A 19,893-nucleotide genomic window follows, 5' to 3' on the forward strand; every position below is an offset into this window, starting at 1 on the left:
AGCTGTCTGTCTCCCACCCCAGGTTTTACCCGTTCTTTGTCGCTTTGCCAAAGCTAGGGATATTGCATTTTGTCGCAACATCGGGTTTCGCTCGAGATAGTCGCGGCTTGCCTTAGGCTCAACCTTTCTATTCTTCTTCGTAGTGTTGAAGATTAGAACCACCTTTTGCGACAAACGTAACCGGCCCAGGTTTGGGTAAAGCGACAAAATTCCTGGGGGATAGATTGCTTCAGGGAGCGACATTTTTGGAAGCAGGCTGCCCGGCTAGGTTTTCAGAGTAGGGCACTTACCTTTGAACACTAAACAAAGAGATGGAAAGTGTAATACCCTGACCGAAAAGATTCATTGTTGGAGCATTGACAGTCAAGACGGATGGTTATAGCATTAGATGAGACGTGGGCTAGGCTCAAATTTAAGTCCGGAGAGGTGGGCTATGGAGCCATTCAAGGACATAGAAAAAGTGAAAAGGATGTTCGCTCAAGGTCAGCCTGCTCTTGTGGACGCGCAGACTGGATATAAGTACACAATGGTTGCTCGTTGCCCGAAAGATGGTAACTTCGCCTCCGTGGCCAGAATAGAGAGAGCAGGGCAATCCTTGAGCAGAGTCACATTTCAATGTACTTCATGCTTCACTGAGTTTGAGGTGGGTCAAGACGACATATATGTCCGCTAGTCATTACTCGTAATCGAGCACCAAAATGATGATTGACGCTGGCGTGCTTGGCTGGCATGCAGTCTGGCTAATTGTGCATCGCAGCGCAAATAGAAAGAACAGGTTGGGGGGTTATCGTAGCTGCATGCAAAAAGAGTCATCTCCCTATTTTGGAGCGATTGACAACCACACAGACTAGGACTATACTCAAGCCGAAGACATGAAGTAAGCACAGAAGCAATATAAATCAGGTTGGAGGAGTCGGGGGGAATGGGAAAAGGCACCAGGGTTGCTATCTCTAGCGTTGCTGGTGCCTTTTTAGTTTGAAACAAGGGAGGGTCGCACGAATATAGGACACGAACATAGGAGGTGAATAATAACAGTGCTAGATAGGATTAAGTCATTCTTTCGACGAGCGAAGCCAGTAGCGAAGACTGCTGAGGAAAAGGCGCCGGAAGTTGCTGAGGAAAAGCCAGCCGAGCCAGTCGAGGGAAAGCCACGGGAGATGACTAGGGAGAAGCCTGCTAAAACCACCGAACCCTCGAAAAAGGCACCCAAAGCCGCTAGGAAGAAGACTCCAAGAGAAAGAAAACAGAAAAGGACCGGTTAGAGCTGTCAACACTTATGACAGTAAAAACGAGGTCGAGTATTTCGGTGGTAGCTGGTAGAAAGCCTGTTTGCATCTTCAAAGTGGGAAAAGGCGGAACCGAGTATTATGTTGGCGCAGAACGCGAAAAGGTAAGTTCTCGAAGTAGGCGCTGGTAGCACTTAATGACGGTCAGGGCTTTTGTGCTGATACAAACAGAGGTAGAGATAGCTAGGACCGCGGAGGTCGTAGCGGAACTCAAGCAGCTAGGTCGTGAAGTTAAGATGGCTGACTCCGTGACTGGTCCTTATGATGTCATTGCTGAAGTAGAAGGTGAGACGCCGCAAGAGGTTGGTGCTCTGGTAGAGGATAAAATTCACTCCGTTCCCGGCGTTTACAGAACAGTGACCTGCCTCGTGATTTAGTTTACCAGCGTCGGTCACTTTTTGACGGATTGTTCAGCGGTTAATTTGTGGCTGGCGTAGCGACCTACTCCTGTCTGGTAAACACTGACAAGTCAGAGAAATGAGTCGGTTCCAGTTTCTCAAATCCTTTCTGTGTTTTTCCAACTTTGCCTGAAGACCTTCAATGCATAGAACAATAGTGTTCATGTCTTACCTCCCGATTGTCCCACCTTTATAAAAACCTATATTAACTTGGCCGTCTTATCCGCCTGTAATGAGCGTAAACCCAGCCTTTGTCTCAATGCCTCAATAATACGCTGTTTTAGCTTCCGATCCTGCGTCCGGGACGAGGCAAGCTCCTCGACGTGTTTGGCCAGGTCTGGCAAATAGCCTCTGTAGCTGGTTACTGCATCATGCAGAAGGCCTGATTCAATTGGAATGGCTATTGAGTCTGATGCTCCGGCCTGGACGGCGAACTGGATAAACTCAGCCTCATCCGGATTGTCGAAGTCCATTAACTTGCCTCCAATCCTGAGCCGGTTAAATGTCACCCTCTCAAAATCCTCAGTTCCTTCTGAAAGCTGCATGAGCTTTGTCTTCGTTCCCGCAGGCAGAAAGTCATCGGGGAATTTCCTGGTTAACTCGGGACTTAGCTCTTTGAACAGTTCCTCAGCTATTGCTTCCGCGTTAGGGCGAGGTCTCTTCTCCCCAGGATGCTGGGTAGACCTGGCACGTTCAAAACGGGATTCCACGCGTTTGCAGACAGCATCGTAAAGCTCGGATAAAACCTTGCTTCGTTCCTCTGGTTCGTCAAAGCCAATTGCTTCCAGGACAGCATTATCCAAAGCCTGACGGTCGGGCTGGTTGACCTCCTCCAGCACGGGCAAAATCGGTCTATCAGCTATTTTGCGAACAGCATCAACTATCTTGGTGGCTATCTCTTCGGTAATGGCCTCTGGATTTAAGAACGGAAGCTGAGCCACTTCATATACATCAGTAGCTATAGAATCTATTCCCCTTCCCGCAAATTGTTTACCCCATAACTCAGCACAGATAAAAGTAAACATGCTATTGAGGATACCCCACATCAGTTCAATGTTATCTTCTTTTAGTGGTTCTATGTTGTGAAACCTATGGTCAGAAAGGAACCCTCCGGGATTGTACGATACAGCATGAGTATCAGTGATGAGCACAAACCACAAGAAAGCACCTTTATTATGCTCATCAATAGCGTACCAGGGATTTCGGCTGGCACATGTTTTTTTCTTAGCTGGTACTCCGGCTCGTGGCCCGATACCGAAGGTTTGTGTCTCTCCAGCCCGGAGATATTTCAGTACGTGCTTGCCTACCAACGCTTTCTTCTCATCAGAAACGATAAGTACCCGAAACTTGGTAATAGATTCATCTACTACTAGAGACTTGATATCACGCGTTGACTTCACCAGAGGCTTCAGATATTCGGCTTCAATGACGTATCGACCACCGTCTCCAGACTCGACCAACCTTAGTTGTTTCTTTTTCGTAGGAGAGATGCCATATTGTCTGAGCTCTGTCTCAGATACATTGTCAGTAATGTCGGTAACAAAGAAAAAATCATTAGCTCCAGTTTTTATTGCAAATCTGACACGAGTAAAATCTTTCAGTTGTACGAATCTGTCCTTGCCCCGCTCCAATATGTGAAATAAGATATCCGGTGCCCGGAGGTATTTGCCCCATTTTGAACCGGTGAATTTCCCGTCTTCGCCTAGGCCTTCATTCCACAGGTCAGCCTGTTTGACCGGAAAGATACGCCAGAGGTCATCTTCCTGCAAGGAATCAGCACCCTCAATGCGACTGACCAGGTTTTCGAAAGCAGTCGTGCGATCTTCTTCACCACCGTACTTCGGCAGGAATTCAGATAGGGGCGCTTTCATCTGGACAAATTTCACCGTGTTATTTGAACGTTCGGCTTTATTGTTGCATCTTTGAAGAATGGTTATAGAAGTATTGACATCAACTGCGGGAAACCAGTGTTCGACTTGCGGTTCCAGAATAGCAACGACCTTGAAGTGTTTAAGGAAGAACTCCTGCAGGTATTTCCCGTAGTCGACATCCACCCAGGAGCTATGGGTTAGTAGCCCCAGATAACCGCCCTCTTTGACAAACGCGGCTCCATGCAAAAAGAAAAGGGCATGGATGCTGGAGCGCTTTGATACCTCCAGTTTCCAGTCTGTCTTTATGGCGCCATGTGCCCTCTCTTTGAGGCCCGGGAAAAGGTCTTCCATCTCCTCCTGACGGGTGTAAGGAGGATTGCCGACAACAGCATCAAAAAGGGGCACGGATGTTTGAACTTTTTCCGTGGATACGCTGGCCACTTTGTACGACCGCTTGTAAAATTCATACTGGCTTCGCCGGGGAAATACCTTGAAGAAATCATCATGAATGATTTTGGGATAGTTCTCGGTGGATGCCAGATCACGCGCCGCCAGATTAATCACCGACATATGGGCTGGATATCGGGCAATATCTATGCCCCACAACTGCTCCAGGAGTTCTTCGTGGTTCTTCCCAGGGGCTATATTTTTCAGTCGGCTGTGGGCTCTCACCAGAAAAGTGCCGGCACCGCAGCCAGGGTCAAGAACAACACTATCTCCGCTCCGGATACAAAAAGTATTAATGAGGTCAACGACGTAAGAAGGCGTGAAATACTGCCCCAGTTTGTGCCTTTCATCAGGCGCGATTAGTCGCTCGAAAATACGACCGATTACTTCGTAACCAAAGCGTGTAAAGTCGTACCGCTCTACATCCTCCACCATTTCCCGCCATAACTCTACCGCCTCGTCAGCCACATAGGGCACCGTATCCACCAATTCCTCAGTGAATACGGTTTCGTAGTCTATCTGCATCGCCTTAGCAAAGATTTCGCCGAACCGCGTCCGCAAATGCTCACCCGTTTTGATAGTGGTGGGTACGCTCAGTGCCGGTAGACCCTGGTAAACCTTACGCATGGCTTCGTAGAAGACGATCTTATTTACCAACATAGAACAGGCCAGTCGGGCGGTTCGGGAAAGACTCTCAGGAAGGGCTTGCTGGCTATCATCCCAAGTCCATCCCTGGTCCCGCACTGCCCATTCTCTTAAGCCCTTCGCGAACATTCGGTCGGACTTGTAGCGCTTCTGAAGTTCTGCGGCCACCAAGCCTACCAGGAGTGGTTCCATATAGCTCTGTATGGTTTGTATAAATCCTTCATCCAATGGCTGGGGTGGAGCAAGGACGACACCATTTACAATGCGGGCGAAGGCTTGTAAAAAGTCTTCTACCCATTGTTTAAGCGACGCCTCCACATCTGGGAGATCAAGTGCCTCAGAAGAGCGAATAGCGGTTATAGAGGGATATTGAATTAAGGAGCGTTCGTAAGGTGCTCGGCCAGGGATATGAGTCTTCCAGAGAACTGCGCTGTTCACGTTCCAGGTAACAAAGTATTCCGCACCTACCGAATCGGCTGAATTGTAGGTCTTAGTAACTACCGGCAAGTACCTGGGTGAACGCCCATCACTTTTATCAGGAAGTTTTAATTCAAATATACACACAGGTTTGCCTTGCTTATCAAACAGGGTCAGGTCATTGAACCGGCGCGTCTTACCGTCGACCAGAACCTCAAATTCCTGATCGACTTTACTGAAGGGCAAATCGGGGTACTTCTTCAGCAGTTCGCTTGTCCACTGAAGAACCCTTCCCTGCCACTGTCTCTCATTTATTGCTGCCATTTTTCAGCTCCCAACTTGGCTAGTCTTTCAGACCACCCGCGAGTTCATATCGCCAACCAAGTTCATCACGCACAGACCGAATCTTATAACCGCGCCGCCTTAACTCCGTAATAATGCGTTGCACTGTGGGAAGTGAGACATCCAGTTCCGAAGCCAGTTGATTCGCATTCAGTCGCTTCTTACTGATCAACTCAATTGCCTCTTTGAATCGCTGCTCAATTTGTTGTGTACGCTCATACGGCATACAGTCTTTTAACCTCTCGCGCCTATTTGCCTAAGTATATGCCCGTGTAATGATGGTTGTCAATCGGATGTTGATGGAGATAACTGATTGCACTAATATAGCGGAATGTGCAGTGAGGAAACCAAGGATAGGGCCACAAGGATTTGGCGCAAAGCCTGAGAGAATGTTATAATTATCCCATTCCATCAAGGCTCAAGTGACCAGCAATTTTTTCGGAAGGGCGATATGAGTACACGTCCAGCGATCAGTAAGATTATTTACAGCCGGGGCATGATTTCTGATCCTTCGAACCTGCAAGGTCTCAAGACCACAATCCTACAGGGACCGAACCTGACACGCGAGATTGTGGACTCAGTGTTTGATAATGATCTACTCAGCTCAGGAGGCACGTACGGGATCCCCGACGCCGGCGACCCCGTACAAGTTGATTTTCTCGAGATAGACCATGAGCTGGGGACGACAAAGATCACTCTTTACAATCGCGCGATTATGCTATTTCAGACCAATGAAGAAATATACAAGCGTATCCACCGCTTATGTTGCATTATCGAGAATTGGGCAGAGTACTCCAATACTAGGGGGGAGCGTAAGGCAGTAGCTAATAAAGGCCACCAAGAAGCCAGCCCAGTGCCAATGCAGGATTCTGTGTATCAGCTTCGGGTTGCGTTGTTAGAGACCAACCCTCTCATTTGGCGGCGGTTTGTGGTACCCTCCAGTGTGACATTGCACCGTCTGCACCTCATCCTTCAAAGAGTCATGGGCTGGACGAATTCACATCTCTATAGCTTTAAAATTGGAGCAGATGAATATGCGATGCCTGACCCCGACAATGAACTTTACGAGCTGCCATTCAAGAACTCAAAGCGGGTAAAACTCAGCCAGCTACTGAAGAAAAAGGGGCAAACTTTTCAATACGTGTATGACTTTGGCGATAACTGGACACACCAGCTCGTAGTCGAAAATATTTTTCCGCGAGATTCGTTCACGCCATACCTATCTTGCTTGGGGGGAGAGCGCGCATGCCCGCCAGAGGATTGCGGTGGCGTGCATGGGTATGCGGAGTTGCTAAAAACTATTAGCGACCCGAGGAATGAGGATTATGCGGAAACCATGACGTGGCTAGGGGGCCACTTCGATGCCGAGGCATTTGATATTGAGACGGTAAACAACAGGCTGGATTCCATGTATGTAAGATAGCCCGACTCTCGGCTGTAGCCTTGGCATTTTGCTTCACTCCCAACAATAGTCCAGAATGTGTGCTATTCTTCTTTCTTTTTATCACCCTCTTTGTTCTGCTGGTGGACTCGCTGTGTAGAGCGACCCAGGGGGGATTCGAGCTCATATCTTCAAGACTTGGAAACGGGCCTTTTCCCTGTCATCGTTTCGGTTCCCTTTAGAAGCGGACATAAACTCCTACCCTCGATTTGGCCTGAAGTCGCTGAGCGACATAAGACCGAAAGCTTGCGCCAGCTGGCTAAAGAATACGGTGTCTCTCACGAAGCAGTAAGGCGGGCATTGAATTATATATCCGGTTAGAAGCGGTACTACCACAAGAGTATCGCCAGAAAGGAAAGGTCGTTAGAACCGGGGATAACTGCCCCCGGTTCTTTTATCTCACCAGCGGGCTATCTTGTTGGGCTGGATGATCCGTCATCAGTTCTTGTTTAATCGCCTCCCCAATTCCGCGGAGGACCTCAAAAAGTTTCAACAATTCTGTGATATCTAGTGAGGCACTCCAGCTTCCAATCATATCCTGGTGGATATTAATATAACCATTTAAAAGGATATTAGATGGGGGTGGCGGAATAGGTGGTAGCTCAGGGGCATCTGCCAGGTGTATTAAGCCCAGGTAAAGCTCGGAGACAAATAGACCCCGGGGTTTGATTTGATATAGCTTTTCGTCAGGTATAGGGAACTGGCTAGGGCTACGACGGTGCAAGATTGCAAGCAGATAGATAAGATCAGCAAAATTTGGAGTTAAAGGCTGGGGACCTATCTTGACAGTCTCCCATGCGGATTGAAAAGTACGAGTTCTTGCCTCGGTGTATATTTTCCTGTAAATGTCGCGGCACATTATCATATACCGGCCACCTTCTTTTTTTCGAATAGAGAATTTCTCCTGTGCTGCTTTAGAGAGTAACTTTTGGAATAAAGGGTGCTCTTCAACAGGGCAAAACAGCTCCAAGGTACCAAAGGGGGAAACAATATAATTGATTTCAAGGTCAGCGGGTATCTCGCTAGAGGGACGCAAGTCTTCCTTGGAAACCCAGAACTTGCCGGTGTTATAGCCTATTTTTGATACCACTTTAAAGATGTCTTGCCTGAAGCGAATAATATGATGTCCATGCCCGCCAAAATCATCAATGCGAACTGTTTCGGGAGCCGGAAGGAAAAGCTGAGATTTTAGCTCCTTTGCTACGATTGGTAAGTCTTCGCCAGGAGCCTCTTGCCCTTTGCCAGAGCGAGTAGGTTGCAGTTCTTTCCACCGCTTTTGAAGGTTGGCCGGCAATTCCCCGGCTTGCGCCTCGCTCAGGTGTGGAAATTCATCGACCACACTTTTAACTGTGTTCCAACTGTAGGACGGCGGTGTTTCTGCGGCTTCGTGCAGAGGCCGTTCCTGTCTGATTCTGTCTATTGGAGTTTCCAATAGGTAGCGTAACTCCCAAATTTTGATTTTGTCAGGCCAAGGCACCTTTGTTCGCATCAAACCTACACCCGTGAGAAGAGTGAGAGAAGTTGAGAAAAAAGTTGGAGACTATCATGGAAGAAGTTCATACAATAATTATAGTGGATGATACAAGCTGATGCAATGAAAAGGGAGAGGAGGCTAGCGTGCAAGTACCACAAGCTAGCGGTTATCCAGAGGGAGTTGAAATCAAGATTCTTCGTATAAAAGCCGGGCTACGCCAATATGAAGTAGCCGCAAGTGTTGGCATACTTCCGAACAGGCTATCTGAAATCGAAGCAGGAAGGCGGCGACCGACTCCTGAACTTCTTGAGCGTATTTTCCGGGTCCTAAAGGCGAACGCAATGGGGCGGTCAGGTAGTCAAAGGAAGGACCGATTGGCGTGAGAACAGAGGCTCTACGGAATGAAAAGTCGGTCAGGAAACCGTTACCCGATACACCGGAGGCGGAAAGTGCCTAAGTCAATTGCCAAAACACCAATCAAGGTAACGGTTGACATTCGGCCTGGACCAGCTTCACCGGCAAAACAAGCCCAATGGCGACGGGTGTGGCGGAAGCTAGTCACGGAAGCTAAGCAAGAGGCGGGCCATGAGAACGGCTAGCGGAACAGACACCCTAAGCGCGGCCCTAGCGCTTGCCTCAGACGGCAACAAGGTATTCCCGCTTGACGGCAAAAATTCTATTCAGGGGTACTCGCGGGCTAAAAGACGCCAGTATGACGCAACAAGGCGTACGCGAGCTATGGGCACGGCACCCTGGAGCCAATATTTAGGCTTAGTTACGGACGGGCTGCTAGTTCTGGACTTTGACGCGGGACATGGCGGGCTAAACAGCAAGAGGATAACGGCCAATGATAGTTCAGTGCCCTAATTGCGGGCATTCCGTAGTGGTGAATGGTCTAGGACGGAAACGGTTGAACATTCCACTCAAAAATGTTCTAGAGTCCCTACAGGTACACCATAGCGTTGCGGCGGCGGCCCAGGAGCTTAGGTGCAGCGAGGGATACATTTTTGCTACCCTAAAAGCCAATGGGCTGAAGTTAAAGGATGTAATACAGGGGGAGCCATGAAAGCAGCGCTATATCTTCGCGTCAGCACAACCGAGCAGAATGTTGATAACCAGCTACCGGCACTTGAAGCCTATGCCGAAAGCCGGGGCTGGCAGATAGTTGAAACCTACCGCGAGAATGAGAGCGCATGGCGAGCCGGACATCAAAGGGAACTGGCCCGGCTGCTGGCCGATATCCGGGGCGGCAAACGTAAGTATGACGTGCTGCTAATATGGGCACTCGACAGATTAAGCCGCCAGGGTATAGGGCCGCTACTTCAACTGATTAACTCTTTTGAGGTTTACGGCTGCCATGTCGTAAGCGTAAATGAGAGCTGGACACACCCGGATGCCGGGCCTATGCGTGAAATGTTCATTGCCATGTCAGCCTGGGCAGCCAAGTTTGAGAGCGACAGGCGGTCAGAACGAACTAAGGCGGGGCTGGCCAGGGCAATAGCTAATGGTAAGAAGCTAGGGCGGCCAGCCGGTAAAAAGGACAAGGGCAAGCGGAAGCGCACCGGGTACTTACTGAGGTATGCAAATAAACGGTAGTTAAAAAAGGGCGAACGTTTTTATGTTTTTGACAGGCAATAAACAAGCTACCAAACAAAGGAACCTTTTTATGAGGAAGTTCTATCCAGTGCTTCTTGACCTTCCCATACCACACAAGGGTGCGGATGCCCACAAGCGCGAGGTAAGCCGGTGAGCGCAGAACACGACGACCACAACCGAAGCCCAGGGAGTAAGACGGCGGCGGCAACAAATCAGACGCCCGAACGCCTCTGCCTCTCAATCCCTGAAGTCGCGGTGCAACTGGGCATCAGCCGCTCTAACTGCTATGAGTTATGCCGCGCGGGCATTATACCGGTGATACGGCTGGGACAGAAACGGCTGGTCGTACCTCGCGCGGCGTTAGAAAAGTGGCTTGAGGCGCAGACCAAGGGGGGAATGAACTGCCACGACTAGCTTCGCGGAACTGTCAGCGGGAAGCATACAAACCATGGAGCAAGTGAATATTGTCGAATCCCGGCCGGAGCATTGACATTATATACATCAGCAGTATATATTACAGGTATGATAAGGATTCATAAATGCCTCAGATGCGGTCACGAATGGCCTAGCCGACTTGATAGGCTACCCAACACTTGCCCCAACCCTAAATGTCGTAGTCCGTACTGGGATAAACTCAAAACCAAAATGAGTGGACCAAGAAAGGAGCAATCGAAATGAGAGGTTCAATCTTCAAACAGAAAAACCAAGCGCCGGGTAGCTGGACCGTGGTCATTCCGCTCGGGAGAGACCCCGAAACAGGAAAGCGAAAGCAGAGGTGGACTACCGTCAAGGGCTCGAAGCATGATGCTGAAAAGGTGCTACGCGAACTGCTAACTTCCAATGACCAAGGGACGCTTACCAAACCAAGCAAGGTTACTGTAACGGCATATCTTGACCGCTGGCTCTCAGAATACGCAAAGCCTAACCTTTCCCCGCGTAGCTTTGAACGCTACCGTGACCTTGTGCGCCAGCATTTTACCTCCAGTTTCGGGAAAGTTGCTCTAACTCAACTGAAGCCTGAGCACCTACAAAAGCACTACACGAGCTGCCTTGAAGCTGGACTAAACCCGATGACGGTCCGTTATCATCATGCAGTCATTCACAAGGCGTTAGATACGGCTCTCAAGTGGGGACTCGTAAGTCGGAATGTTGCAGACGCAGTGGAACCGCCGCCCAAGCACCGACACGAAATGGAAACATGGGATGATTGGGAGATTGTGCGGTTCCTGAAAGCCACTGAAGATTCGCCGTACTTCGCGCTATTCCACACCGTCCTGTACACTGGGTTGAGACGGTCCGAAGCCCTCGGGCTGCAATGGCAGGATATCGATTTCGTCTTCTGCCAGCTATCTGTCAGACGTGGGTTGCATCACCTGAAAGATGGTAGTTACGTATTCACTGAGCCTAAAAGCGAAAAGAGTCGCCGTACCATCGCCTTATCGCCGGTCGCTCTCCTGGTATTCCGCGACCATCGGCAAAGGCAGGAACAGGACGGTTTGCTCGCCGGGAAGCCGCTCCAGGAGACGAATCTTGTGTTCTCTCAGCCAGACGGAAAGCCGCTTCGACCTAACACAATAACTCGGGCCTGGCAGAGCGCAGCGAAGAAAGCCAGCGTTAAGCCCATCCGTTTCCATGACGCCCGGCACTCTCACGCTTCCATGCTGCTGAAAGGTGGTGTACACCCGAAGGTGGTTCAGGAAAGACTAGGTCACAGTAGTATTGAGATGACGCTAGACATATACTCTCACGTTGTACCCGGCATCCAAGAAGCCGCGGCCAGACGGTTTGATGACCTGATAAACCACCAGGTAGTTAATGAGACTTCAGAACAAAAGCGTTAGTAAACGGTTAGTAGAAATAAAAAACGGGCCTTTTGACAGGCCCGTTTTAGCTGCAATATTGAGGTTTAGAAAGAGAATGGTAGCGCATACCGGATTCGAACCGGTGATCTCCTCCTTGAGAGGGAGGTGTCCTAAACCCCTAGACGAATGCGCCACGAGTCAGATAGCCACAGAAAGTTCACAAAAGTTCACAAATTGGCTACTCGAAAAGTTTATCACATCACGTCCACAAGGAACAAGTTCCCGAAGCATTGAAGCCTACCACTATACGCTTGATGGCTTTGTGGGTTATCCCATTACTTCTCAGGGTATCACTACCTATCTCAATAGCCTGACATGCGGTAACGGTAAAGCTAAGTTTTATTCATGTCTTAGAGCATTATCACGGTGGCTATATCACAATGGTTACATACCTGAGAATGTTATTGAAAAGGTCTCTCCACCTAAGACACAAAAGAAGTTATTACCTGCTGTTAACCAAGAGCAACTTGAAATTCTACTGAATCACTGCCATTGTGAGCGAGATAAAGCCCTTATCAATTTACTATGGTACTCGGGGATTAGAATCTCAGAAGCCGTGAATATAAAGGCAAGTGATTTCAATTGGGAAGAGGGAACTGTTATTGTACTGGGTAAGGGAAATCGTTATCGCAAATGCCTTGCTGGTAATGGTCTAGTAAGGCAGTGGTTCAGCGAACACGATAGCTTTGAAGTCACGAAGGGTGGTGCTCAGACTATATTGAAAAGGTTAAAGGCTGAAAGTAGTATCCAGTGTAATGCACACAGCTTTCGGAGAGGATTCTGTGTCTACCAAGTTAAATCAGGTCTATCTACTCGTGTAGTCCAGGCTCTCGGTGGCTGGGAGAATATCACTATGGTGGAGAGATACCCTAAGACCTTTGATTTCGATAATGCTCTGGAGTTATATCGTAAGGTAAATGGTGGTCAGAACTTCTCTAAATAGACATCAGTTTATTAGGCTTGTTGTATACGAAGGTCATGAAAAACCGAACTTCGACACTATTGATTTAACCCATTCCCAACAAGTTAGGTTGGAAACTTTTTCAGGATAGCTTGAAGTTCTACAAAGGGATACTTTAAGTATTGACAGTCAGTATGTGTGGGCTTAGTATAAAGCAAGTTCTAATAATTACATAGACACAGCAAATTCAACTAGTTAATGGGTTCGAATTGTAGATGAGACGCGTGGACTTCATTAGTAAGCACATTATGGGACGAGTTCTTGACATCGGTTGCAAGGAAAAGCCTGAAATACACGAATATTTGGCCAGCTTTGTAAGTAGTATCTGTGGCTTGGATATTTGTCCAGCGAAGATGGAAAAATTCGTTGTTGGTGATTGTCACCATCTACCATACCGTAGCAATTGCTTCGAGTCTGTTGTGATGGCCGAGTTAATTGAACACTTACCGAATCCGATAGAAGCTTTGATGGAAGTGCATCGTGTTTTAAGTTTTGGAGGTAGGCTAATAGTGACTGCACCAAATGCATATAGTTGGCTGAGAATGGCAAGTTACGTATTAAAAAATCGAGAACAAGAACAAAACCCTGACCATCTATGGTTGTTCACGCCAGCCATGCTTAAACGCATGATTATTAATTGCGGCTTTAGGATTAATACGCTAGAAGTCTTAAAGCCTAAATATAGACTAGGTTCTTATATAGCTGTTTGTGCAGAAAAAATCGAATAAGTATGAGCTTCAAATTTATACGGCATATGATATTATCATTGGTTAAATCCTCCCTGCACACGCACGCCTCAAGAATTGTCTCAATTCGGATTTTTAGTCTGTCAAGGTTTTCTCCAGCCTACCTCAATCTTCATGAATGATTTTACTATTATAAACTTTTCTTAAATACAAAAACATAACCGAGCGCATATGTCTTTGGATATTCCTTTGAGATTCTACTAAATATCCAATCTAAGAGAATATTAAATAGGTCAAAGAAGACAAATATACGTCGAAAGGCTTTGCGCATCAGACTTGTCCACTGAGTACCCGCTAAAGTAAATGGCCCAAAACCGATGTAGAATATTCTTTCGCAAATAAAATTCTCTTCTTCAAACATTCTTAGTAAAGCTTGGTGTGAATATCGAAAATAGTCGAATGGGTCAGGATGAAACCTATGTATAAATGGTGTGCTCCCAATGAAAACGCCGCCTCTTCGTAATACTCTATACGATTGCTCGATCACATTTCTAAAGTTATATACGTGTTCCAGGGCATTGAAGCACATTACGTAGTCGAAAATGTTATGCTCAATTTGAAACGGTTTCTCCATATCTATTCTTACTAGATTTTCCCCCTCTCTATACATATCAGAATATGTTACATTACAGGGCTCTTTATACTTTAGAAACCTATTGTAACTAGCAGAATCTGAACCTGAGCCTAGGTCAAGTATGTTGCCTGAAAGCTCGAATTCCGACAAGATATTATTCATCAATATTCTACCGAGTGATTTTCCTCGGATTCCCTCGACTAAAATTGTCTTGACCACACTTCTTGATAGTTGTATGCTTTCCAATTCAACCATCATATCTATCCAAAATGTTATTTGAACAATTTAACCCTCACCACATTCCTGCGCTGAGGAATTCATTAAGCCAAGAGACAACCAGACCCATGAATCCCCTTTCGTTGGATTTGACGTTGGTCATTTCAAGCTCGGACAGAGCCTATTATAACACAGGTTGGTTAAATTCAGTCTCTTACCATTGATATTGCTATTTTAGCTACAAAACGTTAAACCTCCCCCACACGCCCACAATCTATCAATATTTTCCTCTAAGATCCAGAAACCACACATAAGAACAATGCTACGCCCCATATTCATAGCTACCACAAATAAATTTTAACTCAAGTTCTCCCTATCCCCAGATACGAAGCTTCCAGTCTATGAACTCCTCAGATTCGAGATTAAGAGCGTAAACCACACTTGAAACTTAATGAATTCCGAAGCTGAATTAAGGTCTTAATTTAGGTATTGATTCCAGGTATTGGCAATCATCTGAATAGGGCGATAATTAACTCATTCCATTCTGCCTTCAAATGGTTCCCATACGACAATGGGCTTAGTGCGGTGTAAAACCTCTAGAACTCCCAGTCCATCATATTTACCAAGTTCGTAAATCTCTTCTAAACTTCCCTTAGGTCTCACTTCAATAAGCAAATGTGGGAGTGATTTCCCGAAGAATTTGTAGAATTTACTCTCTGACGGCGAATAGGATACTATTACTTCTTCTTCTGGTTCAATTCCCCGTTCGTTGAATAGTTCCCAACAATGACGAAAGTCCAATCTGTGAACTACAGGTAGAAGTATAGTGGTCTCTCCATAGTCAAAAAATGGGCATTCTACCTCAAATAGTGCATAAGGTGTGCTGTGTAAAGATTGCTTGGGTTCTTTTATTTCATCCTGCCCTATTGAAGCGAGAGAGGTAAATTTCTTAACACGAAAACCGTGTCCTTTAGTTTCCCCCCAAGGTATATCCTTGCCAATCATTGTGCTTTGGGTTTTAGAATCAAGATTCCTACTGACCACCATTCCCCCCTTCGGTCACATCAAAATATTCATAGATTCATAAAGTGAACTAATTATAGCATAGTGTACACAGTTGTAATGCAGACTAGCGGATTTTCTATTTTCATGGTAAGCATTATGCTTCAATCGCCTTTACGTATTGACATCCCACCAAAGAGAGTTAGCTAATCAACTGGGTATAAGTAAATCGTATTTGAGTATGATATTAAGTGGTCAACGGATACCTAATCCAGAACTGGCAGGGAGATTAAGTTCACTGGGAGTTGTGAACTTTGAGGCTAGAAACTCCTTGAGAGGGAGGTGTCCTAAACCCCTAGACGAATGCGCCACCGGAGTATAATGGCTGGGGAAGAAGGATTCGAACCTTCGCTTACGGATCCAGAGTCCGCTGTCCTACCACTAGACGATTCCCCAGCACGAGAAAATTATAACATGTGGCTTCGTATCAGGCAATAATCATATCGGTTGACATACTTTGTGCGGACGCTTATCCTTTAAGTACTCAATGAGGAGGGTACGTGAGGAATGTCTGATATTGTTTCCCTGCAGAAACTGCTACAGGTACAATTCGAAGCCCCTTCGCTGTTGGAACAAGCTTTAGTACATAGCTCTTATCTTAACGAATATCCCGGCGAAATCAGGGTATCCAATGAGCGATTGGAATTTCTCGGCGATGCGGTACTGGGTTTAATTGTGGCGGAGAAGCTGTATCAGGATTTTCCTGACCTGACTGAAGGTGAAATGACCAGAATCCGTTCGGTTCTGGTGCGGCGGGAGACGCTGGCGGATACAGCCGGAAGCCTGAAGCTCGGAGATTACCTGTATATGGGAAAAGGTGAGGAGGCAAGCGGCGGGCGAAAGAAGCCGGCCAACTCGTCGGGCGCATTTGAAGCGATAATCGCTGCCATTTTTCTTGACCAGGGCCTGGCGGTCGCCAAAGAACTGGTGCTGAGATTGCTTGCCGAGGAACTTGAGCAGGTAATGGGGAGAGGAGGGGGAGTCGATTACAAATCGCAATTACAGGAACTGATACAGTCGAAATATCGTTCGTCGCCTGCATACCGGACAATTCAGGCCACCGGTCCGGACCATGATAAGCTATTCACCGTTGAGGTACTGCTTGGCGACAGGGTTCTGGGGAAGGGTTCGGGCAAAAGTAAAAAGCTGGCCGAGACAGACGCGGCCCGCGATGCCCTGGCGCGCTCTAAAAGCAACTTTACACCGTAATAGCTCTTTGCTAAACTGCAATTAGATACTATATTGTAGTTAACTAATCAAATCAGAGGGTCTGCAATGGGTAAACGAGATTACCGACATAGAGAGTCAAAGAAGCCGAAGAGGGATACAAAAAAAATTACAACGGTCAATATCCTACAACCATCGGCGCAGGTAGAAGTAATAAAGAAGGGGAAAAAGAAACGGGAAGGAGCGGAGGAGGAAGAAGGATAGCTGCTTATCAGCGCCTTTGCCGAACCGGAGAACTCAGAAGAAGGGCGGAAAAAGCCCGAACGTTACTTGCCCGGTGTCATCTCTGTGCCCGCAACTGTGGAGTCAATCGCCGGAACGGTGAAATCGGTCAATGCCAGACAGCAAATGAGGTAATCGTGTCCAGCTTCGGGCCACACTTCGGGGAAGAGGCGCCTCTGGTTGGCAGGCGTGGCTCGGGAACCATCTTCTTCGCTTACTGCAACCTGCACTGCGTTTTCTGTCAGAACTACAGCATAAGCCAGCTCGGTGAAGGCAGTGTCGTGGACAGCGCAGAGCTGGCCGCTATGATGCTTTCCCTGCAGGCAAAAGGTTGTCATAATATCAATCTGGTGAGCCCAACGCATGTGGCGCCATTTATTCTGGAGGCACTCGAGACAGCGACCGGTAAGGGGCTGCAACTGCCAATCGTCTACAATACCGGTGGCTATGATTCTATTGAGACACTGGAGTTGCTGGACGGGATAGTCGATATCTACATGCCGGATATGAAGTACTTTGAGGGGAAGGTCGGCGAGAAGTTTTCCGGTGTCAAAGGATACCCTCAGGTGAACCGGGCAGCGGTAAAGGAGATGCACCGTCAGGTAGGCGATCTGCAAATTGATGAGTCAGGTGTGGCTATGCGGGGACTGCTGGTACGTCACCTCGTCCTGCCCAACGGGCTGGCGGGGACCGAGGGCGCGGTCAAATTCCTCGCTGAAGAAATTTCCGCCAACACATATCTAAATGTCATGGCTCAGTATCATCCCTGCTATCACGCTTTTGAGCATCCACAGATATCACGTCCGATAACCAATGAGGAATACTCAGCAGCGATTGAACTGGCCCAGCGTTATGGTTTATATCGCCTTGATGAGCGGGTGTCTCTTCCATTACGACTTATTCACTGGTAACATACTATTATTATAGAAATCATGAGCGGCGATGGATGACCGGATTTCTGTTCGCGCTACCGTTTACGGTCGAGTACAGGGGGTATTCTTTCGTACCTTTGTGGAGGAGCATGCGCAACAGCTCGGCCTGAGAGGTTACGTGCGCAACCTGCCCTCTGGTGACGTAGAGGTGGTGGCTGAGGGTGAACGGGAACGTGTTGAGAAGCTGGTTAAATATCTCAGAAGAGGGCCGCCGGCGGCCATTGTGCGCAGGGTGGCCACCAGCCGGTCCGAATATACGGGTTACTATTCAAGCTTCAGAGTCAGATATTAATCGGCCACCGGGCGAAACCCGTAATACCGGTCATTCTTCAGCAGGCGGAGTAGGATCTCCTCTGACGTGCGGGAAATGTCGCCGCCGCGTCGTTCACGCAACTGTCTTCCCAGTTCCTCCACCGTCATTGGCGCGTTGCCGCTGGCGATAAAGAACCGAAATATGCTTTCCAGAATGGGCATCTGCGCGGTGATAAACTCGGTGCTGTGATTGCAGCATTCTCTGGTCCGCTTGAGAAGTTCAGAATCGGAAGTCTGGTCGCCCTCTTTAGCCAGCTTCTTACGGCAGTCATCACAGAGGCAGCTTTGAAGCAGGGCGGAAATAGAGCGACCACGTTGTGGATACCAATTCTGGTCAATAAACCAGCGCGTTCTTGATTGGTCAGTACTGATATCGTCTTTCGTCATACTGCTCAGAAGAGCCTATCTATGTTTCAAGTGCGACTTTCGCGGTTTTAATCAAATCCAAATACGGCGTCTTCAGTCCAAGCGTTTCGGAAACCTCACGGTCTACCTCATAGGGTTCGCCGATAAATATCTTACCATATTCTTCGACCTCACTACGAGAGGGGTCATTTCCACTGACCAGCTTTTTTCGGGCTTCGATAATTCCCAGGTCGAAGGGAAGGGTAAAATAGAGGTCAGCTATGACCCTATTAATGCCCAGACTGTATAATGTACCCCAGCCATTGGAAGAATTATTGCGATATTTATTGATTGGCAGCAATGAAAGCAGGTTCATGATGCTGAGGTTGCCGCTGCCTTTGATTATTTTCAGAGGCGCCGCGGATATCAGGTAATCGCTGGAAAGGATGACGTTTGGTATCCAGAATGTGGGTATAGCCAGAGGTTTGGGGAGGGAATTATCCACCTCAACCCAGATGCAGTCCTTAACATCCAGGGTCAATACGCGTGGAAAATCATAACCAAGGGCCTGGTATACTGGATAAATCGGTTCGCCCTCAGGTGTACCATCCAGAATAAGAATATCAGCATCACTGACCCGCCGGATGCCTTTGATAATCGTTGCCAGCATGCCTTTACTCGTTGAAACCGGGTATGTGTCCGGATGTGAGGCAGTCGGCTTGATTAAAATCCGGCGTGCCCTTGAGACCACGGCCGGTGGTTTAAATGTAAAATCATCGGCCTCGAATATCAAGATTTCCTCCTCATAAAGACACCCAGTCTTCTCAAGGAACCGTTTTCTTTCAATCCTGAGACTACAGCCACCAGAGTCCTGAGCAGCAAATTTCTACCTGCCTTATCCAGGGGCACGTATTTGCTATTAATATACAGGTCGACACCGTCTTCCGCACCGGTCAGGTATTTCTGCTCGATTAAATCGGCAATTTCAACGACTTCCTCTCTGGTGAACTGCGGTATCTTGACCTCCAGGGGTTTATCGGTGACAATTGCCAGCAGTTGCTCCGGTGGACTAATCGGTTTAGACCCCTGCTCACCACGGATGACCTCAATTTTGGGGTACGAATACCCTTTGAATCCTTCGGTAAGGACCAGGTCACAATCCGCTCCAGCGTACTGGACTAGCTCCTGCGGGTCCACATCATTATCCAGATGCCGGAAGATGACCAGTTTGTCTTTGGAGCTAATGGCGGCTACCTCGCCGCCTGCCTGGCTTAAGCGCCGGCTATCTTTATCAGGCGTATCAAGTTCAAAATTATCGGCAGCGTGTTTGATAACGGCTATGCGATAGCCGCGCTGCCCGAGCACCTTTATCAGGCCTTCAAGCAGGGTTGTCTTGCCCGAATCTGATTTTCCTATAATAGAGACAATCGGAGGCATATCGAGTTAACCATCAGTTAAATATTATCCTCGTCATCCCAGCCCAACATTATAACCTTGACTATCTCACCGGCTTTAAC

Annotated in this window: 24 protein-coding genes and 2 tRNA genes; 16 read left to right on the forward strand and 10 right to left on the reverse strand. The window is 47.7% G+C overall.

The features are described 5' to 3' along the window. Positions 1–1,034 precede the first annotated feature (1,034 nt). Both KKD83_04480 and KKD83_04485 read left to right on the forward strand, forming a co-directional pair. Complete coding sequence (locus KKD83_04480; protein MBU2535408.1) at positions 1,035–1,262, forward strand: hypothetical protein; 228 nt, start codon at positions 1,035–1,037, stop codon at positions 1,260–1,262. A gap of 161 nt (positions 1,263–1,423) precedes the next feature. Beyond that, on the forward strand, positions 1,424–1,663 hold the full coding sequence (locus tag KKD83_04485; protein ID MBU2535409.1) for an Lrp/AsnC family transcriptional regulator: 240 nt from the start codon (positions 1,424–1,426) through the stop codon (positions 1,661–1,663). A 221-nt stretch (positions 1,664–1,884) separates the two neighbouring features. Here the strand turns inward: KKD83_04485 and KKD83_04490 are convergent, their stop codons facing one another. Together KKD83_04490 and KKD83_04495 are read right to left on the reverse strand one after the other, a co-directional pair. After that, a complete protein-coding gene (locus tag KKD83_04490; GenBank protein MBU2535410.1) occupies positions 1,885–5,388 on the reverse strand; it encodes an N-6 DNA methylase in 3,504 nt (1,167 codons plus the stop codon). Between the two features lie 19 nt (positions 5,389–5,407). Continuing rightward, on the reverse strand, positions 5,408–5,632 hold the full coding sequence (locus KKD83_04495) for an HTH domain-containing protein (GenBank protein MBU2535411.1): 225 nt from the start codon (positions 5,630–5,632) through the stop codon (positions 5,408–5,410). Between the two features lie 225 nt (positions 5,633–5,857). On the opposite strand from KKD83_04495, the gene KKD83_04500 reads away from it, so the two are divergent. Further along, positions 5,858–6,829, forward strand: a complete 972-nt coding sequence (locus KKD83_04500) for a plasmid pRiA4b ORF-3 family protein (GenBank protein MBU2535412.1) — start codon at positions 5,858–5,860, stop codon at positions 6,827–6,829. Between the two features lie 412 nt (positions 6,830–7,241). On the opposite strand, the gene KKD83_04505 is transcribed toward KKD83_04500, so the two are convergent. Then, positions 7,242–8,336 (reverse strand): hypothetical protein, encoded by a 1,095-nt coding sequence (locus tag KKD83_04505; protein ID MBU2535413.1) that lies wholly within the window; start codon positions 8,334–8,336, stop codon positions 7,242–7,244. Positions 8,337–8,464: 128 nt separating this feature from the next. Here KKD83_04505 and KKD83_04510 point away from each other — a divergent pair, with 128 nt between their 5' ends. The 6 genes from KKD83_04510 to KKD83_04535 all read left to right on the forward strand — a co-directional run bounded on the left by KKD83_04510 (position 8,465) and on the right by KKD83_04535 (position 11,758). Then, positions 8,465–8,704, forward strand: coding sequence for a helix-turn-helix domain-containing protein (locus KKD83_04510; GenBank protein MBU2535414.1), 240 nt, complete (start codon positions 8,465–8,467; stop codon positions 8,702–8,704). Positions 8,705–8,770: 66 nt separating this feature from the next. Next, positions 8,771–8,920: a hypothetical protein gene (locus KKD83_04515; protein ID MBU2535415.1), complete on the forward strand. Its 150-nt coding sequence runs from the start codon at positions 8,771–8,773 to the stop codon at positions 8,918–8,920. Continuing rightward, complete coding sequence (locus KKD83_04520; protein MBU2535416.1) at positions 8,907–9,188, forward strand: bifunctional DNA primase/polymerase; 282 nt, start codon at positions 8,907–8,909, stop codon at positions 9,186–9,188. The genes KKD83_04515 and KKD83_04520 overlap by 14 nt, the downstream gene beginning before the upstream one ends. 195 nt (positions 9,189–9,383) lie before the next feature. Beyond that, a complete protein-coding gene (locus KKD83_04525; protein MBU2535417.1) occupies positions 9,384–9,917 on the forward strand; it encodes a recombinase family protein in 534 nt (177 codons plus the stop codon). Between the two features lie 150 nt (positions 9,918–10,067). Continuing rightward, positions 10,068–10,331 carry a helix-turn-helix domain-containing protein gene (locus KKD83_04530; protein ID MBU2535418.1) on the forward strand — a complete coding sequence of 88 codons (264 nt, stop codon included), beginning with the start codon at positions 10,068–10,070 and terminating at the stop codon, positions 10,329–10,331. Between the two features lie 260 nt (positions 10,332–10,591). After that, complete coding sequence (locus tag KKD83_04535; protein ID MBU2535419.1) at positions 10,592–11,758, forward strand: site-specific integrase; 1,167 nt, start codon at positions 10,592–10,594, stop codon at positions 11,756–11,758. A gap of 77 nt (positions 11,759–11,835) precedes the next feature. Here KKD83_04535 and KKD83_04540 read toward each other — a convergent pair. Continuing rightward, positions 11,836–11,912: transfer RNA gene (locus KKD83_04540), tRNA-Glu, on the reverse strand. 129 nt (positions 11,913–12,041) lie between these two features. On the opposite strand from KKD83_04540, the gene KKD83_04545 reads away from it, so the two are divergent. Together KKD83_04545 and KKD83_04550 are read left to right on the forward strand one after the other, a co-directional pair. Next, positions 12,042–12,722 carry a tyrosine-type recombinase/integrase gene (locus KKD83_04545; GenBank protein MBU2535420.1) on the forward strand — a complete coding sequence of 227 codons (681 nt, stop codon included), beginning with the start codon at positions 12,042–12,044 and terminating at the stop codon, positions 12,720–12,722. A gap of 266 nt (positions 12,723–12,988) precedes the next feature. Continuing rightward, complete coding sequence (locus KKD83_04550; GenBank protein MBU2535421.1) at positions 12,989–13,468, forward strand: class I SAM-dependent methyltransferase; 480 nt, start codon at positions 12,989–12,991, stop codon at positions 13,466–13,468. A 148-nt stretch (positions 13,469–13,616) separates the two neighbouring features. Here the strand turns inward: KKD83_04550 and KKD83_04555 are convergent, their stop codons facing one another. Continuing rightward, positions 13,617–14,318, reverse strand: a complete 702-nt coding sequence (locus KKD83_04555; GenBank protein MBU2535422.1) for a class I SAM-dependent methyltransferase — start codon at positions 14,316–14,318, stop codon at positions 13,617–13,619. Positions 14,319–14,810: 492 nt separating this feature from the next. Continuing rightward, entirely contained in the window at positions 14,811–15,323 is a 513-nt protein-coding gene (locus tag KKD83_04560) for a hypothetical protein (protein ID MBU2535423.1), read from the reverse strand. Positions 15,324–15,459: 136 nt separating this feature from the next. Here KKD83_04560 and KKD83_04565 point away from each other — a divergent pair, with 136 nt between their 5' ends. Beyond that, positions 15,460–15,660 (forward strand): helix-turn-helix domain-containing protein, encoded by a 201-nt coding sequence (locus KKD83_04565; protein MBU2535424.1) that lies wholly within the window; start codon positions 15,460–15,462, stop codon positions 15,658–15,660. On the opposite strand, the gene KKD83_04570 is transcribed toward KKD83_04565, so the two are convergent. Then, a tRNA-Gln gene (locus KKD83_04570) sits at positions 15,661–15,734 on the reverse strand. 111 nt (positions 15,735–15,845) lie between these two features. Between KKD83_04570 and rnc the strand changes: the two genes are divergently transcribed. The 4 genes from rnc to KKD83_04590 all read left to right on the forward strand — a co-directional run bounded on the left by rnc (position 15,846) and on the right by KKD83_04590 (position 18,011). Continuing rightward, positions 15,846–16,547, forward strand: coding sequence for a ribonuclease III (rnc, locus tag KKD83_04575; protein ID MBU2535425.1), 702 nt, complete (start codon positions 15,846–15,848; stop codon positions 16,545–16,547). 66 nt (positions 16,548–16,613) lie between these two features. Further along, positions 16,614–16,769 (forward strand): hypothetical protein, encoded by a 156-nt coding sequence (locus KKD83_04580; GenBank protein ID MBU2535426.1) that lies wholly within the window; start codon positions 16,614–16,616, stop codon positions 16,767–16,769. Continuing rightward, positions 16,766–17,698: a radical SAM protein gene (locus KKD83_04585; protein MBU2535427.1), complete on the forward strand. Its 933-nt coding sequence runs from the start codon at positions 16,766–16,768 to the stop codon at positions 17,696–17,698. Before KKD83_04580 ends, KKD83_04585 begins: the two co-directional genes overlap by 4 nt. 31 nt (positions 17,699–17,729) lie before the next feature. Next, positions 17,730–18,011, forward strand: coding sequence for an acylphosphatase (locus KKD83_04590; GenBank protein MBU2535428.1), 282 nt, complete (start codon positions 17,730–17,732; stop codon positions 18,009–18,011). Here KKD83_04590 and KKD83_04595 read toward each other — a convergent pair. The 3 genes from KKD83_04595 to mobB are packed head-to-tail and all read right to left on the reverse strand — an operon-like array spanning position 18,008 to position 19,813. Further along, positions 18,008–18,418 carry a recombinase family protein gene (locus KKD83_04595; protein ID MBU2535429.1) on the reverse strand — a complete coding sequence of 137 codons (411 nt, stop codon included), beginning with the start codon at positions 18,416–18,418 and terminating at the stop codon, positions 18,008–18,010. The genes KKD83_04590 and KKD83_04595 overlap by 4 nt on opposite strands. 19 nt (positions 18,419–18,437) lie before the next feature. Further along, the gene (locus KKD83_04600; protein MBU2535430.1) at positions 18,438–19,169 is read right to left on the reverse strand and encodes a hypothetical protein; all 732 of its coding nucleotides are present in this window, start codon (positions 19,167–19,169) and stop codon (positions 18,438–18,440) included. Beyond that, entirely contained in the window at positions 19,166–19,813 is a 648-nt protein-coding gene (gene mobB / locus KKD83_04605) for a molybdopterin-guanine dinucleotide biosynthesis protein B (protein ID MBU2535431.1), read from the reverse strand. Before mobB ends, KKD83_04600 begins: the two co-directional genes overlap by 4 nt. Between the last annotated feature and the right edge of the window lie 80 nt (positions 19,814–19,893).

This window comes from Chloroflexota bacterium (genome assembly GCA_018829775.1).
Lineage (GTDB): Bacteria > Chloroflexota > Dehalococcoidia > Dehalococcoidales > RBG-16-60-22 > E44-bin89.